18 protein-coding genes are annotated in these 19,324 nt (G+C 66.9%); 9 read left to right on the forward strand and 9 right to left on the reverse strand.

What is annotated here, in order from left to right; all coding sequences use genetic code 11:
- Positions 1-51: 51 nt before the first annotated feature.
- Positions 52-921, forward strand: coding sequence for a hypothetical protein (locus AC5QAB_RS09295; protein ID WP_014646488.1), 870 nt, complete (start codon positions 52-54; stop codon positions 919-921).
- 113 nt (positions 922-1,034) lie between these two features.
- Positions 1,035-1,994 carry an acetyl-CoA carboxylase carboxyltransferase subunit alpha gene (locus tag AC5QAB_RS09300; RefSeq protein ID WP_014646487.1) on the forward strand — a complete coding sequence of 320 codons (960 nt, stop codon included), beginning with the start codon at positions 1,035-1,037 and terminating at the stop codon, positions 1,992-1,994.
- 139 nt (positions 1,995-2,133) lie between these two features.
- Here AC5QAB_RS09300 and AC5QAB_RS09305 read toward each other — a convergent pair whose 3' ends face one another.
- Positions 2,134-2,589 carry a CopD family protein gene (locus AC5QAB_RS09305; protein ID WP_014646486.1) on the reverse strand — a complete coding sequence of 152 codons (456 nt, stop codon included), beginning with the start codon at positions 2,587-2,589 and terminating at the stop codon, positions 2,134-2,136.
- 149 nt (positions 2,590-2,738) lie between these two features.
- On the opposite strand from AC5QAB_RS09305, the gene AC5QAB_RS09310 reads away from it, so the two are divergent.
- Positions 2,739-3,329: a class I SAM-dependent DNA methyltransferase gene (locus tag AC5QAB_RS09310; protein ID WP_014646485.1), complete on the forward strand. Its 591-nt coding sequence runs from the start codon at positions 2,739-2,741 to the stop codon at positions 3,327-3,329.
- 93 nt (positions 3,330-3,422) lie between these two features.
- Entirely contained in the window at positions 3,423-4,730 is a 1,308-nt protein-coding gene (locus AC5QAB_RS09315) for a polyhydroxyalkanoate depolymerase (RefSeq protein WP_142234457.1), read from the forward strand.
- A 110-nt stretch (positions 4,731-4,840) separates the two neighbouring features.
- On the opposite strand, the gene AC5QAB_RS09320 is transcribed toward AC5QAB_RS09315, so the two are convergent.
- Entirely contained in the window at positions 4,841-5,830 is a 990-nt protein-coding gene (locus AC5QAB_RS09320) for a sensor domain-containing protein (RefSeq protein WP_014646483.1), read from the reverse strand.
- A complete protein-coding gene (locus AC5QAB_RS09325) occupies positions 5,827-6,192 on the reverse strand; it encodes a PadR family transcriptional regulator (protein ID WP_004150914.1) in 366 nt (121 codons plus the stop codon). Before AC5QAB_RS09325 ends, AC5QAB_RS09320 begins: the two co-directional genes overlap by 4 nt.
- Before the next feature lie 136 nt (positions 6,193-6,328).
- On the opposite strand from AC5QAB_RS09325, the gene AC5QAB_RS09330 reads away from it, so the two are divergent.
- Positions 6,329-7,231: a peptidylprolyl isomerase gene (locus tag AC5QAB_RS09330; protein ID WP_197561824.1), complete on the forward strand. Its 903-nt coding sequence runs from the start codon at positions 6,329-6,331 to the stop codon at positions 7,229-7,231.
- 588 nt (positions 7,232-7,819) lie between these two features.
- On the opposite strand, the gene AC5QAB_RS09335 is transcribed toward AC5QAB_RS09330, so the two are convergent.
- A complete protein-coding gene (locus tag AC5QAB_RS09335) occupies positions 7,820-8,692 on the reverse strand; it encodes a DMT family transporter (protein ID WP_014646481.1) in 873 nt (290 codons plus the stop codon).
- A gap of 115 nt (positions 8,693-8,807) precedes the next feature.
- Between AC5QAB_RS09335 and AC5QAB_RS09340 the strand changes: the two genes are divergently transcribed.
- Positions 8,808-9,752 (forward strand): LysR substrate-binding domain-containing protein, encoded by a 945-nt coding sequence (locus AC5QAB_RS09340; protein WP_014646480.1) that lies wholly within the window; start codon positions 8,808-8,810, stop codon positions 9,750-9,752.
- A gap of 68 nt (positions 9,753-9,820) precedes the next feature.
- Positions 9,821-10,114, forward strand: coding sequence for a hypothetical protein (locus AC5QAB_RS09345; RefSeq protein WP_005408721.1), 294 nt, complete (start codon positions 9,821-9,823; stop codon positions 10,112-10,114).
- A gap of 31 nt (positions 10,115-10,145) precedes the next feature.
- Here AC5QAB_RS09345 and AC5QAB_RS09350 read toward each other — a convergent pair whose 3' ends face one another.
- Together AC5QAB_RS09350 and AC5QAB_RS09355 are read right to left on the reverse strand one after the other, a co-directional pair.
- Positions 10,146-10,961 (reverse strand): DUF4349 domain-containing protein, encoded by an 816-nt coding sequence (locus AC5QAB_RS09350; RefSeq protein ID WP_197557382.1) that lies wholly within the window; start codon positions 10,959-10,961, stop codon positions 10,146-10,148.
- On the reverse strand, positions 10,958-11,314 hold the full coding sequence (locus AC5QAB_RS09355; protein WP_014646478.1) for a GFA family protein: 357 nt from the start codon (positions 11,312-11,314) through the stop codon (positions 10,958-10,960). Before AC5QAB_RS09355 ends, AC5QAB_RS09350 begins: the two co-directional genes overlap by 4 nt.
- A 112-nt stretch (positions 11,315-11,426) precedes the next feature.
- Here AC5QAB_RS09355 and AC5QAB_RS09360 point away from each other — a divergent pair, with 112 nt between their 5' ends.
- Both AC5QAB_RS09360 and AC5QAB_RS09365 read left to right on the forward strand, forming a co-directional pair.
- On the forward strand, positions 11,427-13,235 hold the full coding sequence (locus tag AC5QAB_RS09360) for a DUF885 domain-containing protein (RefSeq protein WP_032956825.1): 1,809 nt from the start codon (positions 11,427-11,429) through the stop codon (positions 13,233-13,235).
- Positions 13,236-13,380: 145 nt separating this feature from the next.
- The gene (locus AC5QAB_RS09365) at positions 13,381-14,379 is read left to right on the forward strand and encodes a polysaccharide lyase (protein ID WP_197561823.1); all 999 of its coding nucleotides are present in this window, start codon (positions 13,381-13,383) and stop codon (positions 14,377-14,379) included.
- A gap of 9 nt (positions 14,380-14,388) precedes the next feature.
- On the opposite strand, the gene agp is transcribed toward AC5QAB_RS09365, so the two are convergent.
- The 3 genes from agp to AC5QAB_RS09380 form a co-directional block, all read right to left on the reverse strand.
- Entirely contained in the window at positions 14,389-15,612 is a 1,224-nt protein-coding gene (gene agp / locus AC5QAB_RS09370; RefSeq protein ID WP_164109069.1) for a bifunctional glucose-1-phosphatase/inositol phosphatase, read from the reverse strand.
- A gap of 120 nt (positions 15,613-15,732) precedes the next feature.
- Positions 15,733-17,565, reverse strand: coding sequence for a multidrug efflux ABC transporter SmrA (gene smrA / locus AC5QAB_RS09375; protein ID WP_032956816.1), 1,833 nt, complete (start codon positions 17,563-17,565; stop codon positions 15,733-15,735).
- 156 nt (positions 17,566-17,721) lie between these two features.
- Positions 17,722-19,284, reverse strand: coding sequence for a serine hydrolase (locus AC5QAB_RS09380; RefSeq protein WP_495233361.1), 1,563 nt, complete (start codon positions 19,282-19,284; stop codon positions 17,722-17,724).
- Positions 19,285-19,324 lie beyond the last annotated feature (40 nt).

Genomic DNA, 19,324 nt, shown 5'->3' on the forward strand with positions numbered 1-19,324 from the left:
GCTGTGCTGTCTCCCCTGTTTCCCCGTTCCAAGTATCAAGGACGATTGCCGATGAAGACCCTGCTGTTCCCGTTCGCTGCCGCACTGGCCCTGGCCGCCTGCTCCCCGTCGAAGATCGAGTTCCAGATCGACAACCCGACCGACACGCCGCTGGCGTTGAGCATCGACGGCCAGGACCTGCCGGTGGCCGCACAGGGCTCGCGCCCGGTCTCGCTCGCTGTCGGCGAGCATCGCCTGCATACCGACAAGCTCGGTGATGTGCGCTTCATCGTCTACGTCGACGGTCGTGGCGGGCTGATCAATCCGACCCTCAGCGAGTATGTGATCGCCCGCGAGATCTACGTCACCGACGAGAGCAAGGTGAAGAACTTCGGCGTCGGCAACAGCGGTATCCAGCTCGGCGGCGTCGACTTCGAAGGCCCGTTCGAGAAGCGCCACGACCTGTTCATCGACAAGACCTGGACCTACGGCGTGCGCGAACCCTTCCCCAAGGAAAAGGTGGTGGCCCACGTTGATTCCAGCGGCGGCCAGATCGTGGCCAAGGTGTTCACCGCTCCCGACTTCATCGCTTACGTGGAAGAAGGCATGGGCGAGCCCGGCGCGTTCAAGCGCGAACAACCAGGTGGCTACGTGGCCCCGGCCTACAGCCTGGAACCGGCCCCGGCCAGCCTGCCGGCGCTGGTGCCGGCCTTCGAGGCCCACGCCGCGCCCCTGCGCGAGGTCTACGCGCGCTGGCTGAAGGCCACCACCGCCGATGAACAGAAGGCCCTGCGCAAGCAGGATTTCGCCGCGCAGATGGCCTTCACCTCGGCCACTGCCACCCTGGGCAGCGGCCTTGGCCGGGAAGCCAACGAGGCCTACAACGACTTCGTCTCCCAGCGCAGCCAGTTGATGGGCCGCAGCGCCCTGGTGGTGCCCTGAGCTGACTGGCGCCCCCTGCGCGGCTGCGCTACCGTCGCCTTCCAGACGAAGGCGTACGGGTGGTTTGCACGCATTCGGCTAGAATTCCCCCCTTCTTTACACGACGGCTTCCGATGAATCCGAACTACCTCGACTTCGAGCAACCCATCGCCGACCTGGAAGCCAAGATCCAGGAGCTGCGCAACGCCAGTGCCGGGCCGGCGGTCAATGTCGAGGCGGAAGTGCACGCGCTGCAGGACAAGCTGCGCATGCGCACCGCGCAGATCTTCCGCAACCTGACCTCGTGGCAGGTGCTGCAGCTGGCCCGCCACCCGTCGCGCCCGTACACCGCCGACTACCTCCGCGTCATGTTCGATGAGTTCCAGGAGCTGGCCGGTGACCGCGCCTTCGCCGACGACAAGGCGATCATGGGCGGCCTGGCCCGCATCAATGGCCGCGCGGTAATGGTGATCGGCCACCAGAAGGGCCGCGACACCAAGGAAAAGATCAAGCGCAACTTCGGCATGCCCAAGCCGGAGGGTTACCGCAAGGCACTGCGCCTGATGAAGATGGCCGAGCGCTTCGGCCTGCCGGTGCTGACCCTGATCGACACCGCCGGCGCCTGGCCGGGCATCGACGCCGAGTCGCGCGGCCAGTCCGAAGCGATCGCGCGCAACCTGATCGAGATGGCCGAGCTGAAGGTGCCGATCATCTGCACCGTGATCGGTGAAGGCGGCTCCGGCGGTGCGTTGGCACTGGGTGTGGGCGACCGCACCGTGATGCTGGAATACGCGGTGTACTCGACCATCACCCCGGAAGGCTGCGCCTCGATCCTGTGGAAGGACGCGGGCAAGGCCAAGGAAGCGGCCGAACAGCTGGGCCTGACCGCGCCGCGCCTGAAGAGCCTGGGCCTGGTCGACAAGGTCGTGCGCGAGCCGACCGGTGGCGCCCACCGCAACCCGACGCAGATGGCCAAGCGCCTGAAGGCCGTGCTGCTGAACGAACTGGACGCGCTGGACAAGCTGTCCACCGAACAGCTGCTGGAACAGCGCTACACGCGCCTGCGCAGTTACGGCACGTACGAAGCAGCCTAAGCCCGGTAGTGCCGGCCGCTGGCCGGCAACACGAGGTGATTGCAGAAATGAAAGAGCCGGGCATTTGCCCGGCTCCTTCGTTTGCGCCCTGACAGCATCCACGCATGGCGTGGATCTACCGGACGCAGGTGACCCCGCCTCAGAACGGCTTGGCCAGCACCAGCCACACGATCGGAATGAACGCCAGCAGCGGGATCTCGTTGATCCAGCGCAGCGCGCGCGACGACGGCAGCGCCCGGCCCTTGGCCACGCCCTTGAGCAGGCGGCCGGTCCAGCCGAAGTACACCAGCAGCACCACCACCAGCCCCAGCTTGGCGTGCAGCCAGCCGGCAGCTCCCGGAGCCACCATGGTCGGGAAATCGGGGATGACCTTGTAGCCCAGCCACAGCACCAGGCCGAGCAGGAACGCCAGGCCGAACATCGAGTGGCCGAAGCGGTACAGGCGCAGGCCCATCAGCTGCAGGCGCTCGGTCACCGCCGGCTGGCCCGCGGTCTCGGCCAGGTTCACCAGGATGCGCGGCAGGTAGAACACCGTGGCCATCCACGCCACCACGAACACGATGTGGAAGGTCTTGACCCAGTAGTAGCTCTGCATGCGCTCGCTCCGGCGGCTGGCGTAGGTTGGCGGCCATTCTCGCATGCCGTGGCGAAGCCGCCGCAGGCACGCGCGCCGCGACACATCGACGCATGGCGCGCCGCAACACCGTACGATAGGCGCCGTTTTCCCCGATCGCGCACCGCCCCATGGACAAGACCTACGACGCCGCCTACTTCCAACGCTGGTACCGCCGTGCCGACATCGGCGGCAGCGCCCGCCTGGCGCGCAAGGTGGCGTTGGCCGTGGCCAGCGCCGAGTACTACCTGGAGCGGCCGATCCGCAGCGTGCTGGATATCGGCTGCGGTGAAGGCGCCTGGCGCGCGCCGCTGCTGAAGCTGCGTCCGAAGGTCGAATATCTCGGCTTCGACAGCAGCGAGTACGCTGTGCGCCGCTACGGCAGGACCCGCAACCTGCACCTGGCCCGCTTCGGCGACTTCGCCTGGCTGCGGCCCTGCGCCCCGGTTGACCTGCTGGTGTGTTCGGACGTGATGCACTACGTGCCCGACCGCGAGCTGCGTGCAGGACTGGCCGGCGTGGCCGAGCTGACCGGCGGCGTGGCCTTCCTGGAGACCTTCGCCGCCGAGGACGCGTTCGAAGGCGACCACGACGGCTTCCAGGCCCGACCGGCGCGCTGGTACCGCCGCACGCTGGCCCGCCAGGGCCTGCAGCCGGTAGGGTCGCACTGCTGGCTCGGCCCCGCCCTGGCGGGCGATGCGGCCGCGCTGGAACGGATGTGAATCCGGATTCATTATTTTCAGCCGACTTAACCTGCGGGACACCTGGATGGGATATGCTGCGCGGCAACATATGACCATACATATTCGGTCGTCATGCTCTATCAACTGCACGAACTGACCCGCAACCTGCTCGCCCCCTGGGTGCACCAGGCCCAGGCCAACGCCAGATTCTTCGCCAACCAGGGCCATTGGTGGTCGCAGATGCCCGGTGCTGATCGCCTGGCGGCGGTCAATGAACTCTTCCACCGCATCGGCAAGGATTACGAGAAGCCCGAGTGGGGCATCAACGAAATCGACGTCGATGGCGAGCGCGTGCCGATCGTCGTGCACGAGGAAGTGAGCAAGCCGTTCTGCAAGCTGCTGCGCTTCAAGCGCCACAGCAATGAAGCCGACCAGCTGCACACCATGCTCAACCAGCCGTTCGTGCTGGTGGTGGCGCCACTGTCCGGCCACCACGCCACGCTGCTGCGCGACACCGTGCGCACGCTGCTGCGCGACCACCGCGTGTACGTCACCGACTGGGTCGACGCGCGCATGGTGCCGGCCAGCGAAGGCGAGTTCGGGCTGGATGACTACATCGCCTACATCCAGGAGTTCATCCGCCACCTCGGCGTCGAACGCCTGCACGTGGTGAGCGTGTGCCAGCCGACCGTACCGGTGCTGGCCGCGGTTTCACTGATGGCCAGCCGTGGTGAACCGACGCCGCGCACGCTGGTGATGATGGGTGGCCCGATCGATGCGCGCTGCAGCCCGACCGCAGTGAACAACCTGGCCACGCAGAACCCGCTGTCGTGGTTCGAGAACAACGTCATCCACACCGTGCCGGCCAGCTATCCGGGTGCCGGCCGTCGCGTGTACCCGGGCTTCCTGCAGCACGCCGGCTTCCTGTCGATGAACCCGAGCCGCCACTTCAGCTCGCACTGGGATTTCTACACCGACCTGGTCAAGGGCGACCTGGAAGACGCCGACGCGCACCGTCGTTTCTACGACGAGTACAACGCGGTGCTGGACATGCCGGCCAAGTACTACCTCGATACCATCCGCGTGGTGTTCCAGGACTTCCTGCTGCCGCGTGGCGAGTGGGTGGTCAACGGCGAGAAGGTCGATCCGTCGGCGATCCGCGATACCGCGCTGCTGAGCATCGAAGGCGAGCTGGACGACATCGCCGGCCTTGGTCAGACCGAAGCCGCGCAGGCGCTGTGCACCGGCATCACTGCGGACCGCCGTGAGCATTTCATCGTCGAAGGTGCCGGCCACTACGGCATCTTCAGCGGCCGTCGCTGGCGCGAGGTGGTGTACCCGAAGGTGCGCGACTTCTTCGCCGCGCATGCCGAAGCCCCGGCGGCGAAGGCCGCGAAGAAGAAGAGCAACGTCACCCCGTTGCGGCGCAAGGCGGGGTAATGCCCCGCCCGGGGTCGGATCCCTTTCCAACGGAAAGGGCTCTGACCCCAGCATGATGGGATCCGGGGTCAGAGCCCTGTTCTGCGAACAGGGATCCGACCCCTGGCCTGTTACAACCGCACCAGCAGGTTCTTGGCAATCAGCCCATGCAGCTTGCCGATGCCGCGTGCCAGGTGCATCGTCAGCACCAGCAGCAGTGCGCCCGCCGCAGCAACCGCGATCGCCACCAGCGGCGAGGCCGCCATCGGCAGCACATTCACGTCGTTGATGTACACGCCGGGGATGTCACCACTGAAGATCGCCGCGACCGGCGCCCAGATCAGGCTCAGCGACAGCGACAGCAGCGTCACCGCGATGGTGAAGTAGATCACGCCCAGCGGCAGCATCAGCACGAAGTACAACAGCGTCAGCCAGGTACGGCCATCGGTGAACATGTCGCCGATGCGCTGCAGCCAGGTGCGGCTGCGGTCGGTGTAACGCGGGCGGCGCGGCATGCGCTCGCCCAGCAGCGCTTCCACCAGCCGTCCTTCCAGCAGCGCCAGCCCGCGCACCGAGCCGAAGAACAGCACGGTCAGCGGAATGCCGATGATCAGGATCAGCAGGCCCAGCGACAATGACAGGCCGGTCACCACCCAGGTGAAGAAGAAGATGCCGGTGGCCAGCGACAGCAGCATGTAGAACAGCGCACCGTAGGTGTGCGGATCGGTCACCACGCCGAAGAAGCGCGCCAGCAGCGAACGCTGCACCGGCGCCTGCGGCGGTGAGGCCGGCTCGACGCCACTGGCTTCCGCCGCTGCACGCAGCACCGGCGCGGTATCCGCACGCGGCGTACGCAGCGCGCGGTTCACCGTCACTTCGGTCTCGCGGTAGATGTCGGCCACTTCATCCGGCGCGCCATAGCTGCCGGCAACGTCGGCGATCACCTCGGCCTCGCTGCGGCCGGGCTGCGCCGCCAGCTCCGAGCGCAGGTATTCCTCGGCGTCGTACAGCGCGTCCTGCACCATCGCCGGATCGGCACCTTCCAGCGCCGCGCGCAGCTGCGCCAGGTACTGCGGGATGGTCGTGGGCAGGGCGCGGCCTGCCAGGCTCGGGTCGTTCATTGCGGTACCCCCTCCAACACGGAATCGACGGAATCGCGGGTGGCCTGCCAGGCCTGGCGCCACTGCGCCAGCACCTCGCGGCCACGTTCGTTGATGCGGTAGTAGCGCCGCGGCGGCCCGCTGCTGGACGGCTCCACATGGCTTTCCAGCAGGCCGGCGCCCTCCAGGTTGCGCAGTACCGGGTACAGCGCGCTCTGCTTGCCGCTCAGCACGCCCTCGCCCACCCGCTCCAGTTCCTTGGCAATGAGGTAGCCGTACAGCGGCTCCCCGGCCCGGGCCAGCACCGCCAGCAGGGCCAGCGACACCGTTCCGGCGCTGAGCTCCTTCTGGAACTTCTTCAGGTGGACATCGTCCTCGGACATGACCGGCCCTCCACTACGTTGAAGTCCACAGTAGTGCGAAGTTCGGTATAGCGAATGTGTCGTTAGTCACTCTGCCGGTTGGCGCGGCTGCGCGGCTCGCGCAGAATCGAAGCCTTGTTCATGTTCCGGGGTTCCCATGCCGCACCGTCGTCGCCTTGCCCTGACCGCCCTCGCCCTGGCCTGCCTGCTGCCCGCCCTGGCCAGCGCGGCCACGCCCTACCGCAGCCCTCAGCAGATCCTCGACGCCTCGGCGGCCAGCGACTGGCGCACCCCGGACCCGGCCAACCTGCTGTACATGGACCTGCCGGCCGGTCGGGTCATCATCGAGCTGGCACCGCAGTTCGCCCCGCGCCATGTCGCCAACATCCAGACCTTCGCCCACGAGCATTTCTGGGACGGCACCAGCATCTACCGCTCGCAGGACAACTTCGTGGTGCAGTTCGGCGATGCCGACGCCGATGACGCAGGCAAGGCCAAGCCGTTCGGCAGCGCCGCGCGCAAGTTGCCGGCCGAGTTCGAGCGCGCCAGCGCCGGCCTGAAGGTCAGCGTGCTGCCGGACCGCGATGGCTGGGCCGCGCAGACCGGTTTTGTCGACGGCCTCCCGGTCGGCCAAGACCCGCAGGCCGGCAAGGCCTGGCTGGCACATTGCTACGGCATGCTGGGCGCGGGCCGCAGCAACGAGGAAGACAGCAGCATCGGTGCCGAACTGTACGTGGTGACCGGACAGTCGCCGCGCCAGCTGGACCGCAACATCACCCTGGTCGGTCGCGTGCTGAAGGGCATGGAGCTGCTCAGCGCAACGCCGCGCGGACCGGCGCCGATGGGCTTCTACACCGACCCGAAGCTGCGTACGCCGATCATGTCGATCCGCCGCGCCAGCGATGTGCCGGCGGCCGAGCGCACGCCGATCCAGGTACTGCGTACCGACTCGAAGACCTTTGCCGATACGGTGGAGGCGCGGCGCAACCGCGTGGATGATTTCTACAAGCGCCCGGCGGGGCATATCGATCTGTGCAATATTCCGGTGCCGGTGCGCTGATGGTTTCCTGCGCGTGACGCGTGCTGAAGGTGCTTCACTGTTCATGGGCGTTACTTTTCTTTGTACGCAAAGAAAAGTAACCAAAAGAAACGCGCCGCCAGGTCGCGAGCCGCCGTGCTTCGCACGCCGGTCCCCTGCGCTTCTCCGTGAATCAGGGGACGGTATGCAGAAGGCAGCCGACTAGCAGTCGGCTCTACAGGACATCGGCACCTCTTCGCCCCTGATTCCCCTGCGATGCTCGGGTCGCTCAAGGCGGACCCAGTTCAAAGGCCACAGCTGCACCCAGAAGATCCACGCAATGCGTGGATGCTTTTGCTGTTGATCTTGACCTTCCAGTCCGCCTTGAGCGAGCCGAGCACCGCAGGTCTGGCGAGGGCGAAGAGGCGCGGGTGTCTGAGCGCAGCGAGTTCCCGCGCCGTCCCTCGACGGGCCGAGGAGCGCAGGGCACCGGTGCGCAGCACCGGCTCGCGGCCTGGCGGCGTGTTTCTTTGGTTACTTTCTTTGCACGAGCAAAGAAAGTGACACCTCTCCGCAGGCGCGGAAAAGAGCTGCCGGGCAGCGCCCGGCACTACCAGTGCGTCGGCGCGCTCAGCCCTTCTGACTCACCGCCACGCTCCCCAGAATCAACACACCGGCAATCAACATCTGCAACGTCACCGGCTCACCCAGGAACAACCACGCAAACGCCGCACCGAACAGCGGAATCAGGTAGGTCACCGTCGACGCCCGCGACGGGCCGATACGACCGATCAGGCGGTAGAACATCAGGAACGCCAGCCCGGTGCAGGCCACGCCCAAGGCAATCGCCGCGCCCCACGCCTTCAGCGGAATCGCCGCCTGCGGCCAGTGGGTCACCGCCATCGGCAGCATCCACAGCGAGGCACACGACAGCGTTGCAGCAGCGGCCGCCGCCGAGGGCAGGCCGGTCATGTGCCGCTTCACCAGGTTCACGCCCAGGCCGTACAGCAGCGAGGCCGCCGCACCAGCCAGCACTGCAGTGCCGATGCTCAGGCCCGAGACTTTGGCCGTGGCCAGTACCACCACGCCGGCGAAGCCGACCAGCAACGCGCCCGCGCGGCGCATGCCGATCTTCTCGCCGAAGAACAGGAAGGCGATCAGCGCGGCAAACAGCACGGTCATCGCATTGCAGATGGCGCCGATCGCCGCAGGGGCTCGCTCGGCCGCGTAGGCGAACAGCACGAACGGCAGCGCCGAGTTGATCAGCCCGATCGGTGCGAGCCACAGCCAGCGCCGCGGTGGGAACTGCGCGCGGGCACGCCACAGGAACGGCAGCAGCACCAGCGCGCCCAGCACCAGCCGCACCTCGACCAGCGCGAACGGGCCGAACGACGGCACCGCCACCCGCATGAACAGGAACGAGCAGCCCCAGATGGCGCCCAGCAGGGTCAACTCCAGCGGTGTGCGCCAGTCGCGCTCGGCTGCCTGTGGGACCGCATTCATGCCTCGCCTCCGTCCATCGTCAATTCCTCGTCAAGGCAGACAGGATCGGGCGCAGACGCCTGCCGCACAAGCGCGTAGTATCGCTGCCAGCCACAAATATGGTTTGAGGCTCGACATGCAGCTACGCCCTTCCCTGCTCCCCGCACTGGCCGTGTTCGCGGTCGCCGCGCGCCACCAGAACTTCGCCCAGGCCGCGCAGGAGCTGCACCTGACCGCCAGCGCGGTCAGCCACCATGTGCGCCGGCTGGAAGAAGTGCTGGAAGTGCGCCTGTTCCTGCGCCACGCCCGCGGCGTGCGCCTGACCGCCGAGGGCCGGCAACTGGCCGACGCCGCCAGCGCTGCCTTCACCGATGTTGCGGCCGTCGCCCATCACCTGCAGCCGGATGCCGACAGCGTGCCGTTGCGGATCACCACGCTGCGCTCGCTCTCCTACTGCTGGCTGCTGCCACGGCTGCCGCGCTTCACCCAGGCCCATCCGCACATCCGCATCGAGCTGCACACCGGCAGCGGCCTGGATCGCTACGACGACAATGGGCCGGAAGTCGGCATCCGCTACGGTCTGGGCCAGTGGCCGGGCCTGCGTGCGCAGCACCTGATGGACGACTACCTGTTCCCGGTGGCCTCGCCGGCGCTGGCCGGGGTCGAAGCACTGGTCGATCCGGCGCGCATCGCCGACCTGCCGCTGCTGACCGACCTGTCGCCGCAGGGCTGGCGCGACTGGTTCCGTCATGCCGGCGTGCGCCCGCCCTCGCCGCTGCCGCCGATGCACACCTTCGCCGACAGCACCGATGCGATGCGTGCAGCGGTGTACGGCATGGGCGCGGTGCTGGCACGTACCCACATCGCGCAGCCCTACCTGCAGCGCTACGAGGTGGTACGCCTGCCCGGCCCGGCGCTGAAGGCGCGCTATGCGTATCACGTGGTGCACGCCGAAGGACAACCGCCGAGCCCGGCCGCACGCCTGTTCATCGACTGGTTGCTGGAGCAGGCGCAGGACGAACGCACGCCGATTCCCGCATTGCCGGACAGCCTGCTCGGACGCCCGGCCACACGCGCCTGACTGCGCCCTCACCCGTTCTTTGCCCGGCGCTGGCTAGGCTGCAGGCAACTCCACAACGTACCTACGCCATGGCCATGCTGCGACTGCGCATCACCGGAACCGAAGACGACGCCCGCGCCATCAGCGACCTGCTGCTCGGCCTGGAGGGCATCGAACATGTCGAGGAAACCGACGACCTGATGCCGCACATGGACGACGACGATTCCAGTTCGGCGGGGCTGTCCGATGACATCGGCCCGGGTATCCACGAGCTGGAAGTGGAAGTCGGCAATGAAAGCACCGCGCAGAAGGTGCGCGACGCGGTGCAGGAACTGGCGCTGGAGCTGGATGTGTTCGTCGAGTACGAGACCGACGAGGGCTGACGCCGGCTCCCTGCCGGCATCAGCCGTCACCTCAGCGGGTGGGCGGCAGCGTGCGACGGCGGCGACGCCACCACGCCCGCACACCCCAGGCCACGACCAGGGCCAGCACACCCACCGGCAGCAACGCGGCGACGGCGCGGATCAGGAACGCAATGCTGCCGCTGAGGATGCTGCCCGACTCGCTCAGCGCCTCGCCGATCTCGCTGCGGCTGCGCTGGCCCGAGGTGGTGTCGACGTGGATCGTCACCAGCTGGGTATCGATGCGCCGACGCTGCTGTGCGGCATCCTTGTTGGCCTGCTCGACGCCTGCTTCGATCTCCGACAGCCGCGTGGTGATCGCCATCAGGTCCTCGATCTTCAGGTCCTTGCGGTCCTGGTAGGACAACAGCCGCGCGTGTTCTTTCTCCAGCCGGGACTTGGTCAGCGCGGTGTCCGCTACTTCCTGCGCGAGGTCCTCCGCGCGCGTGTTGCGCGACTGCAGCGTGCCGCCCTCACCGGCCATCGCGATCAGCGGCTCGGTGCCCTTCGGCGCGATGCGCACCTTCACTTCACCGCTGGGCTGCTCGCCGCCGCGCTGGTCGACCTGCAACACTGCACAGTCGCCGAACTTCGCGCTCTGGCAGGCCTGGGCGATCTGCTGGATGCGCGGTGCGATCTGCGCCGCCTCCAGCTGCACCTGCACGTCATGTTCGTAGGCCAGGAATGCGCCTTCCGGCGAAGCAACAGCGGCATCGGCCGCGGTCGCGCCCGCCTCTGCAGCGCGCTCACCGTTCTTGGCGCAGGCTGCCAGTGCCAACAGCAGCACCGGCACTGCCAGCGTGCGCGTCCACGCGCACAGCGGCCTCACAGCGCGGCTCCGTTGTAGGAGGTCACCGAAAGACCGGCCAGATCGACCTGCGGCACGCAGCGAACGTTCACCGCCACCATCGGTGTGCCGGTACGCGGATCGATCGCTTCGCTGTAGGGGGCGATACCGCATTGGCGGCAGTGGTGGTGGTCGATATGCGCCTTGTTGAAGTGGTAGGTGGCAACGTCAGCCGGATCGGTGGCCAGCTGGAACGCCTCGCGCGGGGCGAACCACAGCAGGCTGCCGCGACGGCGGCACATCGAGCAGTTGCAGTCGATGACGTCGCTGATCGGCGCCTCGGCCTGTACGGTGAATGCGATCCTGCCGCAATGGCAGCTTCCCTGGTATTCCATGTCCTGCGCTCCTTTGGAGGGTCCTTGAAAATGCCCATGGTAATCCTATGGCACGGGGACAAAGCAGCGACGGGGCCCTATGCTCAGGGTTTGACCCCGTACAGGAATGCCGATGCGCCCGCATCTTCTTGCCCTCGCCCTGGTCGCTGCGCTGGCCGGTTGCCAGCCTGCCGACGCCCCGACCAACGCTTCCACCCCGGCCACCAGCCAGCAGGCCGGTGACGCGGCGGTCGATGCCGCCTTCGCCGATCTGTCCAAGCGCGCCCTGGACACCTGGATGCAGCTGTCGCCGGTCAGCGCCACCCAGATCGGTGACCACCGCTACGACAGCGAACTGGACGACCTGAGCGCCGCCGGCCAGCAGAAGACCGTGGCCGCCTACAAGGCGCTGCTGGGCGAGCTGGACAAGATCGAGGTGGCCAAGCTGGGCCGCGAGAACCAGGTGGACGCGGCGATCCTGCGCAACCAGCTGCAGTCGGAAATCTGGAACGCCGAGGTGCTCCAGTCCGGCAAGTGGGACCCGCAGCTGTACAACGGCATCGCCGGCAGCGCGATCTATGGCCTGATGGCCCGCGAGTTCGCGCCGCTGCCGGAACGCCTGAAGTCGGCGACCGCGCGCATGGAAAAGCTGCCGGCGATCTTCGCCCAGGCACGCGAGAACCTGGATCCGGCCCGCGTTCCGAAGATCCATGCCGAGACGGTGGCCAAGCAGAACAAGGGCATCCTCAGCATCGTCGATACCTTCATCACCCCGCACATCGGCGAACTGCCGCAGGCCGACCAGCAGCGCCTGCAGGCCGCCATCGACGGCCTGAAGAAGGCCGTGGACGAGCAGCAGACCTGGCTGGACAAGACCCTGGTGCCGAACGCCAAGGGCGACTTCCGCATTGGTGCGGAAAAGTACGACCAGAAGCTGAAGTTCGCGCTGAGCTCCTCGCTGTCGCGCCAGGAGATCGGTGAGCGTGCACGCGCCGAACTCAAGCGCGTGCGCGAGGACATGTACGGCATCGCGCAGACCGTACTGAAGGACAAGCCGGGTGCGCCGGAGATGCCGGCCCAGCCGACCGACGAGCAGCAGCAGAAGGCGATCGAGGCCGCACTGGAACTGGCCTACGCCGACAAGCCGGCGCGCGACAAGGTGGTCGATGATGCCAAGGCCGCGCTGGAGCAGTCCACCGCGTTCGTGCGCGAGCACGACCTGGTGACCCTGCCCGATGCGCCGGTGGACATCATCCTGATGCCGGAATTTCAGCGTGGCGTGGCCGTGGCCTACTGCGATTCTCCGGGCCCGCTGGACAAGAACCTGAAGACCTTCTACGCCGTGTCGCCGATTCCGGACGACTGGAACGAGAAGCAGGTCGACTCTTTCCTGCGTGAATACAACTCGCGCATGATCCACCTGCTGAGCATCCACGAAGGCACCCCGGGCCATTACCTGGAAGGCTGGCACTCGGCCAAGTTCCCCTCCACCCTGCGTGCGGTGCTGCGTTCGGGCCTGTTCGCCGAAGGCTGGGCGGTCTACACCGAGCGCATGATGCAGGAGCAGGGCTACCTCGACAACGACCCGCTGTTCCACCTGGTGCAGCTGAAGTTCTACCTGCGCACGATCTCCAACGCGATCCTCGACCAGGGCGTGCACGTGGACAACTGGGATCGCGAGAAGGCGATGCACCTGATGACCCACGACGCGTTCCAGCAGGAAAGCGAAGCGGCCGGCAAGTGGGTGCGCGCGCAGCTGACCTCGGCGCAGCTGCCGACCTACTTCGTGGGTGCGCAGGAACACTTCGACACCCGCAAGGCGGTGCAGGAAAAGCTGGGCGACAAGTTCAACCTGAAGGCGTACCACGACCAGGTACTGTCCTACGGCGCACCGCCGGTGCGTTTCGCACGCCAGCTGATGCTGGACCAGCCGATCGAGTGATCGAACCGGTGTGAGGTGAAACGGAGCGGCCCGGGCAAACCCGGGCCGTTCTGTTTGTGCAGCATCGCCACGCCATCGCCGCATCACATGCCGGCAACATGGCCGGGCGCATCGTTCGCCGGATTCCCCGTTCCGCCGGTTTCCAATGTCTCTCCCCTTGCTTCGCCTCGCCCTGCTGCCCACGCTGCTGGCCAGTGCGGGTGCCTTCGCTGCCTGCCCCCCGCCGCCGCCCGGCCAGCCGGAGATCCGCGCCCTGGGCTACTACACCGACAAGGCCGGTTCGGTGATCGACCCGGTACTGCACCAGCAGAACAAGGACGCCACCGCGCCGCTGGACCGCTATGCCGCGGATGTGGCGCGCATGAGCGATGACTACCTGCGCACCGGTGACCGGGCGGCGGCGCAATGCACACTGGCCTGGCTGGGTGCGTGGGCCGACGACGGCGCCATGCTCGGGCAGATGATCCGGGTCAACAACAACCAGTCGTTCTACATGCGGCAGTGGATGCTCGATGCGGTAGCGATGGCCTACCTGAAGGTGCACGACCAGGCAGATGCCCGGCAGCGCGCGCGCATCGATCCGTGGTTGCAGAGGCTGGCCCGGGCCAACCTGGCGTACTGGAACAATCCGAAACGGCGCCGCAACAACCACTACTACTGGGGCGGTCTGGGCGTGCTGGCCACCGGACTGGCCACCGACGACGATGCCCTGTGGCAAGCCGGCCACGCCGCCTTCCAGAAGGGCGTCGATGACATCCAGGACGATGGCAGCCTGCCGCTGGAGATGGCGCGCGGGCAACGCGCCCTGCACTACCACGACTACGCATTGGCGCCGCTGGTGATGATGGCCGAGCTGGCACGGCTGCGCGGCCAGGACTGGTACGCCAGCAGGGATCGCGCCATTGACCGCCTTGCCCGCCGCGTCATCGAAGGCAGCAAGGACCCTGCATGGTTCAACGAACACACCGGCGTTGCACAGCTGCCCCTGCAGGCCAGCGGCTGGGTCGAGTTCTACCGCTTGCGCTCACCCGATGGCGGCCTGTTCGATGCCGCGCATGCACGCGGACCGTTCCGTTCCCCACGGCTGGGCGGCGACCTTACGTTGATGGCTGCGCAGGGCATCGTGCGCACGCCGCTGCGATAGCCCCCTGTTTCAGCGACGGGCCCGCTGTAGCAGCTGCTGGAACTGCGCACGGCTGCAGCCCTGCCGGTCACAGCCCGGCAAGGGCAGTGCGACGCGCCCCGGCGGCTGTGCCTCGTTCAGCGGCACGGCATCGCGCAGCTGCGCGGTGATCGGATAGACGTAGGCCAGGCGGAAACGCTCGCCACCGCCTTGGCGGTCACGCCAACGCTCGAACTGCAGCAGGCCACCGATCGGCGTCTTCTCGAACTGGCCTGGCAGGCTGTAGTCACCGATTCCTATCGCCGCCAGCACCGAACCGATATTGGAATCATGGCCGACCAGCAGGGTCACCTTCGGCGACGCCGGATCACCGAACGACGCATCCACGCGCGCCAACAGCGGAGCGGCCACGTCACGCGCCACCGCGGGTGTTCCGAACAGGATGTCCTGGTAGCGGTTGCGGATCTGCGCCAACGCCATCCATTGGCCTTCCGTGTTCAAGCGGCCCCAACCTTCGCGCGGAACGCCACTTCCCTGGTAATGCTCCATCAGCAGGGCATCGACCAGACCGCTGGCCAGTGCCAGTGAACCCGAAGCGCGTGGCTCCTTGCCCGGCTCCGCATTGAAGGTCGTGTCGCCCAGCACCAGATGACAGTCGCTGCGCCCCGTACAGGCCGCCGACTGCGGGTAACGGGTAATTTCCTCCACCACGGACAGTGCGGGTGCCAGATCCGATGCTGTCAGCGCCTGCTGCATTGCCGCCAGCGCGCGCTTGCGGAATGCCGCGTCATCGTTGTGGATCACCGGGTCGAACAGCGGATCCATCGTCCCCAGCGCCATGCGCTGTTCGACCGCAACATGGCAGCCCGGAAACGCACCGGCAATGAAGAACTGCGCGGTGGCCTGGGTACGCTGCAGGCTGTTGGCATGGGCGTGGAAGTCAGCCGGCTGCGGGCAACCCGACGCCGGCAACAATTGCGCCTGGCGCAGCCACTGGCCGATGTAGCGCCCCATGTAGACCTCCAGCACGCCGCCCTTGGTGGTCAGCTCGCCGGGGCCTACATCCCAGCGTGGCCAGCGTTCCGGCGTGGCATGGGCAAGGGCGCCCGACGCCACCACCGGCGCGCGCAGGTTGTGGCGGCTGAGCAGGACGACCTGCTCGAGCTGGTCGCCTTGCACCGGTGTCGGTGCCGCGGCTGCGGCCGTGGTGGCCAGAATGAGTGCCAGCAACAAGGAGCGTACGGGTCGGATCATGCAGGTCTCCGGAAACACGCTGGGGTCAGAGCCCTTTCCTGCGGAAAGGGATCCGACCCCAAGGCATACGTGGCCAGGGTCGGATCCTGCTCGCAGAGAAGGCTCCGACCCCGAAAGCAATCATTGATCGGCGGCCACAAAACCACCGGTCTGCCGCGCCCACAGCCGCGCGTACAGACCACCGGCGGCGATCAGTTCGGCGTGGCTGCCGGTCTCGACGATGCGGCCCTGGTCCATCACCACCAGCCGGTCCATGCGTGCGATGGTCGACAGCCGGTGCGCGATCGCGATCACCGTCTTGCCGCCCATCAGCTCATCCAGGCTGTCCTGGATCGCCGCTTCCACTTCCGAGTCCAGCGCCGAGGTCGCTTCGTCCAGCACCAGGATCGGGGCATCCTTCAGCAGCACGCGGGCAATGGCGATGCGCTGGCGCTGGCCACCTGACAGCTTCACGCCACGCTCGCCGACATGTGCGTCGTAACCACGACGCCCCTGCCCATCCACCAGCGTGTCGATGAAGGCTTCGGCACGCGCCTTGGCCACCGCAGCGCGCAACTGCTCATCGGTCGCGTCCGGACGGCCGTACAGCAGGTTGTCGCGGATCGAGCGATGCAGCAGCGAGGTGTCCTGGGTGACCACGCCGATCTGCTGGCGCAGACTTTCCTGAGTGACGTAGGCAATGTCCTGGTCGTCGATCAGGATGCGGCCGCTTTCCAGGTCGTACAGGCGCAGCAGCACGTTGACCAGGGTCGACTTGCCGGCACCGGAAGGACCCACCAGGCCGATCTTCTCGCCCGGCTTCACCACCAGGTCCAGGCCTGCGATCACGCCACCCTTCTTGCCATAGTGGAAGTGGATGTCCTGGAAGTGCACGCCACCGCGGGTCACCTGCAACGGCACCGCGTCCTCGCGGTCCTGCACGGTCAGCGGCTGGGCGATGGTGGTGATGCCGTCCTGCACCGTACCGATGTCCTCGAAGATGCCATTGATGGTCCACATGATCCAGCCGGACATGTTGTGGATGCGGATCACCAGGCCGGTCGCCAGCGTGATCGCACCGACGGTGATGTGGCCGCCATTCCACAACCACAGCGCGAGCCCGCAGGTACCGGCAATCAGGAAACCGTTGACGATGGCGATGGTCAGGTCCATGCCGGTGGTCACCCGGGTCTGCGCGCGGTGCTTGACCGCCAGTTCCTGGATCGATTCGGCCACATAGGCCTGCTCGCGCCCGCCATGGGCGAACAGCTTCAACGTGGGAATGTTGGTGTAGCCATCGACGATGCGGCCCATCGCCTTGGAACGCGCTTCGGACGCAATCCAGGCCCGTTCCTTCGCGCGCGGCACGAAGTAGACCATGATCACCGCATAGGCCAGCAGCCACAGGATCAGCGGCACCATCAGCCGCCAGTCCGCCTGCGCGAACAGGTACAGCGCGGTGCCGGTGTAGACCACGATGTACCAGAGCGAGTCGACCATCTGCACCGCCGACTCGCGCAGCGAGGTACCGGTCTGCATCACCCGGTTGGCGACGCTGCCGGCGAAGTCATTCTGGAAGAAGCTCAGGCTCTGCCGCACCACGTAGTTGTGCATCAGCCAGCGCGAGCGGTTGCTCAGGCCGGGCACGATCGCCTGGTTGACCAGCAGGTTGTGAAGGCCGACCAGGATCGGCCGCGCGATGACCGTGATGAACAGCATCCAGCCCAGTTCATTGGCATGGCGCTTGAAGAAATCGGCCCCCGGTTGCTCGGCGACCATGTCGACGATGCGGCCCAGGTAATCGAACATCGCCACTTCCACCAGCGCCAGCAGCAGGCCGGCGATCAGGGTCGCCAGCAGCACCGGCCACACCGGGCGCAGGTAGTGCAGGTAGAACGGCAGCACCTTGCGCGGTGGCATGCGCCCATCCACGGGCGGGAACACCGGGATCAGGGATTCAAACCAACGGAACATCGCACTCCCTCGCCTCTTGCAAGCGGCGAAGTATCCCACGCCGGATGTGTACGCCAGCCGATGATCGCCGCCACTCCGGTAGTGCCGGCCGCTGGCCGGCACCCTTGCGGCATTTCGGAAGATCATGAGGTTGCCGGCCAGCGGCCGGCACTACCTTCATTCGTTGACCGGAGTGAACAGCAGGTCCTGGAAATCGAAGCTGAAATCAGTCAGGTCGGAGATCGACTGCATGCGCACCTCACGCACCTTGCCGTCCGGGTCCAGGCTGAAGTTCACGAATGCATCGGCGTTGAGCGAGCGGTCATCCCAGCGCACGATGAAGGTGTCGTGCTGCCAGTGCTCCAGGCGGCCGCTCAGCTGCGCGGTCTTCATGAAGCGCAGGCGCAGGCCCTTGTCCGCGGCACTGACCTGCATGTCGCCATACCAGCGGTCGCGGAAGGTGCCGGTGTAGCCGGCCAGCGGCAGCGACGGCCTGCTGCCCTTGTCGCGCGCGCTCTGATGCTTGGCCCAGGCCTCGTCGGCCTTGTCCTGGCCCTTGGCCACGGCCTTGGCATAGGCGTCCACCCAGTCGTGCTTGTCGCCGCCCAGATAGGCATCAAGCACGCTCAGGGTGATCGCGTTGAACGCCGCGCCCACTTCCTGGTTGGTCAGCACCACCACGCCCAGCTTCTCGCCCGGCACCAGGGTCAAGCGCGAGACCATGCCCGGCCAGCCACCGGTGTGCCAGACCAGTTTCCGGCCGCGATAGTCACTCAGGCTCCAGCCTTCGCCATAGCCGGCAAAGTTGGCCCGTGCCGGTGCCAGCTCCGGCACGCTCGGCGCCGGGATCGACTGCGGGGTGATCATCCGCCACATCTGCTGCTGGCTCTTTTCGCTGAACAGCGCAGTGCCGTCGGCCAGCTTGCCTTCGGCCAGCTGCACCTGCATCCAGCGCGCCATGTCGTGCGCACTGGAATAAATGCCACCGGCGCCGGCATTGTTCGACCAGGTCAGCGGTGCGACGGTGCGCAGGTCCTTGAAATCGTACTTGGCGTGGCCGACCGCCGCCGTGTCACCTGGCTTCAGGTGGTCGGCGTTGTAGCGCGTGCCGGCCATGCCCACCTTGTCGAAGATGCGGGTCTGCAGGAACTGCTGGTAGCTCACGCCCGAGACGTGCTCGATCACCTGCTGGGCGACCGCGTACAGGATGTTGTCGTAGGCATAGCTTTCGCGGAAGCCGCCCTTCAGCGGCACCTTGCCCAGCCGCTGCACCACTTCGGCGTTGCTGTAGGACGTGGTTGGCCAGAACAGCAGGTCACCGGCGCCCAGGCTCAGGCCGCTGCGATGCGACAGCAGGTCGCGGATCGTCATCTGCCCGGTCACGAACGGGTCGGACATGCGGAACGACGGCAGGTGGTCGATCACCTTGTCGTCCATCTTCAACTTGCCCTCTTCCGCCAGCAGGTTCAGCGAGGTGGCCGTGAACGCCTTGGTGTTGGACGCAATGGCAAACAGCGTATCGGCCTGCACCGGTTCCGGCTTGCCCTGCTCGCGCACGCCCCAGCCGCGCTCCAGCACCACCTCGCCATCCTTGACCACCGCTACGGCAATGCCGGGCACGTCGAACTGCGCGCGCACGCGCTCGACGGTCGCATCCAGGTCCTGCAGCGGCGGCGGGGTCGCCGCGCTCGCCATGGTCGTGCACGCCAGCAGCACGGCTCCTCCGATCCAGGGTTTCATCCAGCACGATCTCCGAACAGGGGTGGCGGCCATGTGCAGG

This window comes from Stenotrophomonas sp. YJH_SMC_127 (assembly GCF_059372445.1).

Coding starts and splice junctions, on each gene's coding strand:
- AC5QAB_RS09300 (WP_014646487.1), top strand. CDS start 1,035: ATGAATCCGAACTACCTCGACTTCGAGCAACCCATCGCCGACCTGGAA.
- AC5QAB_RS09310 (WP_014646485.1), top strand. CDS start 2,739: ATGGACAAGACCTACGACGCCGCCTACTTCCAACGCTGGTACCGCCGT.
- AC5QAB_RS09295 (WP_014646488.1), top strand. CDS start 52: ATGAAGACCCTGCTGTTCCCGTTCGCTGCCGCACTGGCCCTGGCCGCC.
- AC5QAB_RS09335 (WP_014646481.1), bottom strand. CDS start 8,692: ATGAATGCGGTCCCACAGGCAGCCGAGCGCGACTGGCGCACACCGCTG.
- AC5QAB_RS09315 (WP_142234457.1), top strand. CDS start 3,423: ATGCTCTATCAACTGCACGAACTGACCCGCAACCTGCTCGCCCCCTGG.
- AC5QAB_RS09320 (WP_014646483.1), bottom strand. CDS start 5,830: ATGAACGACCCGAGCCTGGCAGGCCGCGCCCTGCCCACGACCATCCCG.
- AC5QAB_RS09345 (WP_005408721.1), top strand. CDS start 9,821: ATGGCCATGCTGCGACTGCGCATCACCGGAACCGAAGACGACGCCCGC.
- AC5QAB_RS09360 (WP_032956825.1), top strand. CDS start 11,427: ATGCGCCCGCATCTTCTTGCCCTCGCCCTGGTCGCTGCGCTGGCCGGT.
- AC5QAB_RS09340 (WP_014646480.1), top strand. CDS start 8,808: ATGCAGCTACGCCCTTCCCTGCTCCCCGCACTGGCCGTGTTCGCGGTC.
- AC5QAB_RS09355 (WP_014646478.1), bottom strand. CDS start 11,314: ATGGAATACCAGGGAAGCTGCCATTGCGGCAGGATCGCATTCACCGTA.
- smrA (WP_032956816.1), bottom strand. CDS start 17,565: ATGTTCCGTTGGTTTGAATCCCTGATCCCGGTGTTCCCGCCCGTGGAT.
- AC5QAB_RS09380 (WP_495233361.1), bottom strand. CDS start 19,284: ATGAAACCCTGGATCGGAGGAGCCGTGCTGCTGGCGTGCACGACCATG.
- AC5QAB_RS09365 (WP_197561823.1), top strand. CDS start 13,381: ATGTCTCTCCCCTTGCTTCGCCTCGCCCTGCTGCCCACGCTGCTGGCC.
- AC5QAB_RS09330 (WP_197561824.1), top strand. CDS start 6,329: ATGCCGCACCGTCGTCGCCTTGCCCTGACCGCCCTCGCCCTGGCCTGC.
- agp (WP_164109069.1), bottom strand. CDS start 15,612: ATGATCCGACCCGTACGCTCCTTGTTGCTGGCACTCATTCTGGCCACC.
- AC5QAB_RS09305 (WP_014646486.1), bottom strand. CDS start 2,589: ATGCAGAGCTACTACTGGGTCAAGACCTTCCACATCGTGTTCGTGGTG.
- AC5QAB_RS09325 (WP_004150914.1), bottom strand. CDS start 6,192: ATGTCCGAGGACGATGTCCACCTGAAGAAGTTCCAGAAGGAGCTCAGC.